At 60.0% G+C, this 4,393-nt stretch carries 4 protein-coding genes; 2 read left to right on the top strand and 2 right to left on the bottom strand.

Annotated features, from left to right (window positions below; all coding sequences use genetic code 11):
* Positions 1-54 precede the first annotated feature (54 nt).
* On the bottom strand, positions 55-1,083 hold the full coding sequence (gene murB, locus ACCD07_RS32135; protein WP_413449680.1) for a UDP-N-acetylmuramate dehydrogenase: 1,029 nt from the start codon (positions 1,081-1,083) through the stop codon (positions 55-57).
* Positions 1,084-1,238: 155 nt separating this feature from the next.
* On the opposite strand from murB, the gene ACCD07_RS32140 reads away from it, so the two are divergent.
* Positions 1,239-1,724, top strand: a complete 486-nt coding sequence (locus ACCD07_RS32140) for a YajQ family cyclic di-GMP-binding protein (RefSeq protein WP_176653514.1) — start codon at positions 1,239-1,241, stop codon at positions 1,722-1,724.
* Positions 1,725-1,887: 163 nt separating this feature from the next.
* Positions 1,888-3,144 carry a nitronate monooxygenase gene (locus tag ACCD07_RS32145; RefSeq protein WP_176653513.1) on the top strand — a complete coding sequence of 419 codons (1,257 nt, stop codon included), beginning with the start codon at positions 1,888-1,890 and terminating at the stop codon, positions 3,142-3,144.
* Positions 3,145-3,176: 32 nt separating this feature from the next.
* On the opposite strand, the gene ACCD07_RS32150 is transcribed toward ACCD07_RS32145, so the two are convergent.
* Positions 3,177-4,112 carry an exopolyphosphatase gene (locus ACCD07_RS32150; protein ID WP_353405612.1) on the bottom strand — a complete coding sequence of 312 codons (936 nt, stop codon included), beginning with the start codon at positions 4,110-4,112 and terminating at the stop codon, positions 3,177-3,179.
* Positions 4,113-4,393: the final 281 nt, after the last annotated feature.

Below are 4,393 nucleotides of genomic sequence, written 5' to 3' on the forward strand. Positions count from 1 at the left end.
CTGCCACGCGTGGCAGATTGCCGGAACTGACCCCGCCGTTTCTGACCTCGATTCTTAGATAAACACCGGCTCCGGTTCCAGCAGCACGCCATAGCGCGCCTGCACGTCGGCCTGGATCGCCTTGGCCAGCGCCACAACGTCGGCGCCGCTCGCACCGCCGTTATTCACCAGCACCAGCGCCTGCTTCGGGTACACGCCCGCCGCGCCCAGGCTGCGCCCCTTCCATCCGCATTGATCGATCAGCCATCCGGCCGCCAGCTTCTCCGTGCCGTCCGGCTGCAGATGGTGCACCAGCGCCGGGAACCGTTCCAGCAGCGCCGCGCACTGCGCGCCCGTCACCACCGGATTCTTGAAGAAGCTGCCGGCATTGCCGATCACCGCCGGATCGGGCAGCTTGCGGCGGCGGATCGCGATCACCGTGTCGGCCACCTGGCGCGCGGTCGGTTCAGCAATGCCCTGCTCCGCCACCGCCTGCGCCAGTTCCGCATAACGCAGGTTCGGCTGCCACTGCTTCGGCAGCGCAAAGGTCACGTCGAGTATGATCAGCTGACGGCCGCCGTCCTGCTTGAACACGCTGTCGCGATAGGCGAAGCGGCAGGCCGCCGCATCCATCGCGCGCGTCGTGCCGCTGGCCGGATCGAACACCGTCACGCTGTGAAACACGTCCTTGGTCTCCAGTCCGTAGGCGCCGATGTTCTGAATCGGCGCCGCACCGACGGTGCCGGGGATCAGCGACAGATTCTCCAGCCCGCCCAAGCCTTGATCCAGCGTCCACTGCACGAATTCGTGCCAGTTCTCGCCGGCCGCCGCGCGCACATAGTGGCAGCGCTCGTCCCCGCCGACGATCTCGCGGCCCAGCAATGCGATGTGCAAAACCAGCCCGTTGAAGTCGCCGGTCAGCAGCAGATTGCTGCCGCCCCCCAGCACCAGCCGCGGCGAAGCGGCCCATACGGGATCTGACAAAACGCCGAGCAACTGCTCTGTTTCCGTCACGCGCAAATACGCGCGCGCGGTCGCGGCGATGCCGAAAGTGTTGAGGGACTGCAGTGGGAACTGATGCTGGATGAGGGACTGTGGATGCATGAAGGGGAAAACCAGGAAATTTCATCGATTATAGAGCCAAACAAGTAAAAAACCACCGCCGATATGGCGGCACGGAGCCGGTTGTCCGTTAAAATGTCAGTCTTTGATGCAGCGGGTTTGACGCATGCTGCATGCCACACGAAAAGGAAATAGTTATGCCGTCGTTTGATGTAGTCTCCGAAGCCGATATGATCGAAGTGAAGAATGCCGTCGAGCAATCTCAAAAAGAAATCGCCACCCGTTTTGACTTCAAGGGTACCGGCGCCTCCGTCGAGCACAAGGAAAACGAACTGACCGTCGTCGCCGACTCCGAATTCCAGCTGCAGCAGGTGCGCGATGTGCTGACCAACAAGCTGGCCAAGCGCAAGGTCGACGTGCGCTTCCTGGAAGACGGCGACATCAAGAAGGTCGGCGGCGACAAGGTCAAGCAAGTGATCAAGATCAAGAACGGCATCGAGTCCGACGACGCCAAGAAGATCGTGCGCGTCATCAAGGACAGCAAGATGAAAGTGCAAGCCAGCATCCAGGGCGACGCCGTGCGCGTCACCGGCGCCAAGCGCGACGACCTGCAGGCGGCGATGGCCATGCTGCGCAAGGATGTCCCGGAAATGCCGTTGGAATTCAATAACTTCCGCGACTGATCCGCTGCGGCCGCCCCTCCGCGCCGGTTTTTGAGGCGTCACAATGCTGTAGTACACATGGAGTAGAATAAAACTAGCTCCATGCTGGGTACTACCGCGCGACCGCACCATGCATAGCGCCGGGCTCCGTCCCGGCAACCACTACGGTAGTCTAAGGATAGCAATGAAACGTGTTGATGATTTCCGCCTGCGATTTGGCAAAAATGAGTACGTGCCCATCATGGTCGGCGGAATGGGTGTGGATATTTCGACTTCGGAACTAGCTCTGGAAGCTGCCCGCCTGGGGGGCATCGGCCATATCTCCGACGCGATGGTGGAAGATGTGTCGGACCGCAAGTTCGATACCAGCTTCGTCAAGGACAAGACCAAGTTCTACAAGTTCAACATCAACAACATGGACAAGTCCGTGGTGCAGTTCGACCTGGAGCGCCTGGCCGACGCGCAGCGCCGCCACATCGGCGCCACCATGGCCGCGAAGAAAGGTCCGGGCCTGATCTTCGTCAACTGCATGGAAAAGCTGACCATGAACGGCCCGCGCGAAACCCTGCGCACCCGCTTGAACGCGGCGCTGGACGCCGGCATCGATGGCATCACGCTGTCGGCCGGCCTGCACTTCGGCTCGTTCGCGCTGATGGCCGACCACCCGCGCTTCCGCGAAGCCAAGCTGGGCATCATCGTGTCGTCGGTGCGCGCGCTGCAGATCTTCCTGCGCAAGAACGCCAAGCTGGACCGCCTGCCGGACTACATCATCGTCGAAGGCCCGCTGGCCGGCGGCCACCTGGGCTTCGGCATGGACTGGGCCGAATACGACCTGATGACCATCACGCAGGAATTGCTGGACTACCTGAAGGCCGAGAACCTGGACATCCCGCTGATCGCGGCCGGCGGCATCTTCACCGGCAGCGACGCCGTGCGCTTCCTCGAAGCGGGCGCGGCGGGCGTGCAGGTGGCGACCCGCTTCACCGTCACCAACGAGTGCGGCCTGCCGGCCAAGGTCAAGCAGGAATACTTCAAGGCGTCGGAAGAAGACATCATCGTCAACGGCATCTCGCCGACCGGCTATCCGATGCGCATGCTGAAGAGCACGCCAGCGATCGGCGCCGGCATCCGTCCGGGCTGCGAATCCTACGGCTACCTGCTGGACGCGACCGGCAACTGTGCCTACATCAACTCGTACAACCGCGAAGTGGCGGCGCATCCGGACGAGAAGAACATCGTGGTGATGGACAAGACCTGTTTGTGCACCCACATGCGCAACTTCAACTGCTGGACCTGCGGCCACTACACCTACCGCCTGAAGGATACCTCGCACAAGAAAGCCAACGGCGATTACCAGCTGCTCAGCGCGGAACACGTGTTCAAGGATTACCAGTTCAGCACGGACAACCAGGTCGCCCTTCCTGAAAAAGAGGCGGAATAAGAAAAGGCGCTCACTGAGCGCCTTTTTTACGTTTAACCCTCGGAATTGATCCTGGCGATCAACGCTCCCAGCACTTCCTCTGAGCGTTCATTGTCGACCTGGCAGGTGCCGGCGTTCTCATGTCCCCCGCCACCGTATTCCAGCATCAGTGCGCCGATATTGGTCTTCGATGTCTTGTTCAGGATCGACTTGCCGGTGGCGAACACCGTGTTCTGATTCTTCAGACCCCACAGCACGTGAATCGAGATATTCGTCTGCGGGAACATCGCATAGATGATGAAGCGGTTGCCGGCGAAGATGACCTCCTCGTTGCGCAAGTCCAGCACCACCAGGTTCTTGTGGATGGTGGCGCAACGGCGGATCTGCTCCTTGCACTTTTCGCTGTGCTCGAAGTACAGGTCCTTGCGTTCCTTCACGTCCGGCATTTCCATGATCTGCTCGATCGTGTGGTTCTTGCAGGCGTCGATCAGGTCCATCATCAGATTGTAGTTCGAGATGCGGAACTCGCGGAAGCGGCCCAGGCCGGTGCGCGCGTCCATCAGGAAGTTCAGCAGGTCCCAGCCCTCAGGATTGAGCACTTCCTGCTCGTTGAAGCGGGCCGCGTCGCCCTTGTCCACCGCCACCATCATGTCGTTCCACGACAAGGGGAAGGCCTTTTCGCCGCCGTAGTAGTCGTACACCACACGCGCGGCGGACGGCGCTTCGGGATGGATCACGTGGTTCTTGCGCTCGCCGGTATTGCGGATGGTTTCCGACAAATGGTGGTCAAACGCGATGTGGACGCCGGCGACGTACGGCAAGTTGGTCGTAATATCGTTGTCGCTGATGGCGATTTTGCCATCCTGCATGTCCTTCGGATGGACGAACAGGATTTCGTCGATCATATTCAGGTGCTTCAGCAGTACAGCGCACACCAACCCGTCGAAGTCGCTGCGTGTTACCAGACGATATTTTCTTTCTGCAGACATGAGTGCACCCCTAGTCAATTAAACATTTCACCCCGCACCCCGCCATCTGGTGCAATAGCTAATGATACAACTCAATTCTGTGCCTGCACAGCAATTGGTTCAGCGCGTTGCGTAGAGGCGATTGTCACTGCCGTACAGACGAAAAAAACCCCCACCTGCACTGAACGCGATCTTGAGCGCGTTCTGGCTGGTGGGGGTTTTTAGGTATAACTAGCCTGACGATAACCTACTTTCACACTGGTTGCAGCACTATCATCGGCGCAGAGTTGTTTCACGGTCCT

The sequence above is a fragment of the Duganella sp. Dugasp56 genome, from assembly GCF_047304105.1.
In the GTDB taxonomy this organism is placed as follows: Bacteria; Pseudomonadota; Gammaproteobacteria; order Burkholderiales; family Burkholderiaceae_D; genus Rugamonas; species Rugamonas hordei.